The sequence below is a fragment of the Pseudomonas sp. SDO5522_S412 genome (assembly GCF_054071215.1).
In genome coordinates this window covers 1-3407 of the sequence record NZ_JBSVWQ010000369.1, presented here as the reverse complement: position 1 = coordinate 3407, position 3407 = coordinate 1, and the positions used below count along the sequence as shown (strand labels likewise).

The window sequence follows — 3407 nt, the reverse complement described above, 5'->3', positions numbered from 1 at the left end:
CGGTCAACTGTGGGAGCGGGCTTGCTCGCGAAGGGGCCCTCAACTTCACCGCAAACTTTCCCGCACAATCTCCAGAAAAGTCGCCACCACCCGCCGCGAACTCTGCTCCTTCAAGCACACCAGTGTTTCCTTCATCCGCTGCGTACAATCACGGATCGGCATCGCATACACCCGCGAATCTGCGCCAAACTCCGCAGCCGACACCACCCCCACGCCAATCCCCACCACCACCGCTTCCCGCGCGGCTTCGCGGCCTTCCACCTGGATCGCCGGGCGAATGCGCAGCCCGGCCTGGTGCATTTCCTGCTCCAGGGTCTGGCGGGTCACCGAGCCGATTTCCCGCAACACCAGCGGCGTATCGTCCAGGTCCGCCAGGCAGATCGACTCGCGGCCCGCCCACGGGTGGTTGCGGGCGACAAACGCGAGCAATTGGTCATCGGGCAGCGGCAGTGACAGCAGCCGCTCGTCGTCCACATCGCGCCCCAGCAGCGCGAGGTCGGCCTGGTAGTTGTACAGGCGAAACAGTGATTCATCGGTGTTGCCGGTTTCGATCTTCACGCTGATGCCCGGGTACAACTGGCAGAAGCGCGCGATCTGCGGCAGCACATGCACCGGGGCGTCCACCGCGAGTGTCAGGGTGCCGGTTTGCAAGGCGCGGGAATCCTGCAACAGCTCTTCGGCTTCCGCCGCGACGGCAAACAGACGCTGGGTGATGCTCAACAGGCGCTCGCCGAGGTCTGTCAAGCGCACCGAACGTTTGTTGCGATGAAACAGCAGCACGCCGAAACGTTCCTCAAGCTTGCGCACCTGATCGGAAATGGCCGGCTGGCTGAGGAACAAGCGTTCGGCGGCGTGGGTAAAACTGCCGTGTACGGCCACCGCATGGAAGGCTTTGAGTTGCGCGTGAGACACCGACATCGCGAATCCTCTTACAAGCTCAGCTTATATTTGAAATACGATAAATCGATTTTACCTATTAGTCAGCCATTGCTTTGATAGCCCCAGTCGCCGTAGGTCGAGTCCTACACCTTCGGCGGCCATGGGTCTTCTGCGTGCTCACCAGCGGGACTCATCTGACCAATACCGCGCCCCTCCAAGCGCCGGTACTGCAGTGCTCAACAATAAAAATACAGGCGTTTGCTTTTCATTCTGCCGGCACACTCACACCCGAGGTCAGAACCACCATGAATACTCCCTTGAGTAACATCAAGCGTTGGCGCGTGCAGATTTTCGCCATCACCTGGCTGGCGTACGCGGCCTTCTATTTCACCCGCAAGGCTTTTTCGGTGGCCAAGCTGGGGATCGTCGACGACCCGAGTTTCCCGCTGGACAAGATGATGATGGCCAACCTGGATGGCATTTACCTGGCGGCCTACGCCGTTGGCCAATTCACCTGGGGCATGCTCGCCGACCGTTTCGGGCCGCGTGTGGTGGTACTCGGCGGGTTGCTGATTTCAGCCGCCGCCGCCCTGGTGATGGGCACGTTTGCCACGTTACCGATCTTTGTCACGTGCATGTTGATCCAGGGCCTGGCCCAGTCCACCGGCTGGTCCGGGCTGTGCAAGAACCTTGGCAGTTTCTTCCCGGCGCAGCAGCGTGGCCGGGTGCTGGGTTTATGGAGCTCGTGCTACGCCTTTGGTGGCCTGGTGGCGTCGCCGTTTGCCGGATGGTGGGCGTATACGCTGATCGGCACCTGGCATGCGGCATTTATCTCCAGTGCGGCTGTGGTCTTCGTGGTCGCGGTGCTGTTTTTCATTTTCCAGCGCAACACGCCACAGGATGTGGGGTTACCGGCAGTGGAGCCGGAACCGGAACAGACTGCCGCCGAGAAGAACGCCAGTGTGCTGGAGCCGCTGCGGGCCATTTTGCGCAACCGCACGGTGTTGACCCTGGGGCTGGCGTACTTTCTGTTGAAACCGGCGCGTTACGCGATCCTGTTGTGGGGGCCGGTGATTGTGTATGAGCAGATGCCGTCGGTGGGCAAGGTCGGCGCAGCGATTGTGCCGACGGCGTTCGAGCTGGCGGGGTTGCTGGGGCCGATCATGATCGGCATGGCGTCCGACAAACTGTTCGGCGCCCGGCGCATGCCGGCCTGTGTCCTCAGCCTGCTGGCGCTGACCGTGGCCCTGGCGTTGTTCATGGGCGCCTTGCACACCGGCAGTGTGGCGCTGGTGATGGCGCTGCTGTTTGTGATGGGCCTGACCCTGTACGGGCCGGACTCGATGATCAGCAGCACCGCCGCCATCGACTTCGGCACCGCCAAGGCCGGCGCGACGGCGGCGGGGTTCGTCAACGGCTGCGGTTCGGTGGGGGCGATCCTTGGCGGCTTGCTGCCGGGCTACTTCGACACCGTCACGGTGTTTATCGTGTTTGCCGGTGCCGCGCTGTTTTCCTCCCTGGTGTTGATGCCGTACTGGAACGCCAGGCCGGCGGTGCTGGCGCAGGTGGGTGACTTCGTGCCCGACCGTGAACGCGCCATCAATCCCTTGCGGACCTGAGGGGCATGGCCGGTTTTTTGGTGGATTAGAGTGTTTCAGCGCTATAAACTCTGCCCCCAAAGCGCCGGCCAGTAGACGTTTCGGCGCGATGGACAGAAGAGAGTGAGTCATGGGCGCACAGTGGAAAGTCAAACATAAAGAAGCGGCATCCAATGCCAAGGGCAAGATCTTCGGCAAGCTGGTGAAAGAGATCACCATTGCCGCCCGCAACGGTGCCGACACCGCCACCAACGCACACTTGCGCCTGGTGGTGGAGCAGGCCAAAAAGGCGTCGATGCCCAAGGAAACCCTGGAACGCGCGATCAAGAAAGGCGCCGGTCTGCTCGGTGAGACCGTGCAATACCACCGCGTAACCTACGAAGGTTTTGCCCCGCACCAGGTGCCGCTGATCGTTGAATGCGTGACCGACAACATCAACCGCACCGTGGCGGAAATCCGCGTGGCGTTCCGCAAGGGGCAACTCGGCGCGTCCGGCTCCGTGGCCTGGGACTTCAACCATGTGGGCCTGATCGAAGCCTCGCCGGACAGCCCGGAAGCCGATCCGGAAATGGCCGCGATTGAGGCCGGTGCCCAGGATTTCGAGGCAGGCGAAGAAGAGGGCACGACCTTGTTCATCACCGAGACCACTGACCTGGACGCCGTGCAGAAAGCCTTGCCGGAGCAAGGTTTCACCGTGCTGTCGGCCAAGCTCGGCTACATCGCGAAGAACCCGGTGAGCGGTTTGAGCGATGAGCAGATGGCTGAAGTCGAAGCCTTCCTGGAAGGCCTGGACAACCATGATGACGTGCAGGACATGTTCGTCGGGTTGGCGGGTTAATTCTGATTTGATGTGAACCCGGTCCAAAGGTGGGAGCGGGCTTGCTCGCGAATACGGTGTACCAGCCAAACATGTATTGACTGACACACCGC

3 protein-coding genes are annotated in these 3407 nt (G+C 61.6%); 2 read left to right on the top strand and 1 reads right to left on the bottom strand.

What is annotated here, in order from left to right; all coding sequences use genetic code 11:
• Positions 1-45 precede the first annotated feature (45 nt).
• The gene (locus ACW9I6_RS31535; protein ID WP_003212428.1) at positions 46-918 is read right to left on the bottom strand and encodes a LysR substrate-binding domain-containing protein; all 873 of its coding nucleotides are present in this window, start codon (positions 916-918) and stop codon (positions 46-48) included.
• Between the two features lie 266 nt (positions 919-1184).
• Here ACW9I6_RS31535 and ACW9I6_RS31530 point away from each other — a divergent pair, with 266 nt between their 5' ends.
• Both ACW9I6_RS31530 and ACW9I6_RS31525 read left to right on the top strand, forming a co-directional pair.
• The gene (locus ACW9I6_RS31530; protein WP_177009831.1) at positions 1185-2498 is read left to right on the top strand and encodes an MFS transporter; all 1314 of its coding nucleotides are present in this window, start codon (positions 1185-1187) and stop codon (positions 2496-2498) included.
• 109 nt (positions 2499-2607) lie between these two features.
• Positions 2608-3315 (top strand): YebC/PmpR family DNA-binding transcriptional regulator, encoded by a 708-nt coding sequence (locus ACW9I6_RS31525; RefSeq protein ID WP_102369528.1) that lies wholly within the window; start codon positions 2608-2610, stop codon positions 3313-3315.
• Positions 3316-3407 lie beyond the last annotated feature (92 nt).

What these genes read in the sequence shown, in the direction of transcription:
- ACW9I6_RS31535 (WP_003212428.1), bottom strand. Translation starts at nt 918, where the DNA reads ATGTCGGTGTCTCACGCGCAACTCAAAGCCTTCCATGCGGTGGCCGTA.
- ACW9I6_RS31530 (WP_177009831.1), top strand. Translation starts at nt 1,185, where the DNA reads ATGAATACTCCCTTGAGTAACATCAAGCGTTGGCGCGTGCAGATTTTC.
- ACW9I6_RS31525 (WP_102369528.1), top strand. Translation starts at nt 2,608, where the DNA reads ATGGGCGCACAGTGGAAAGTCAAACATAAAGAAGCGGCATCCAATGCC.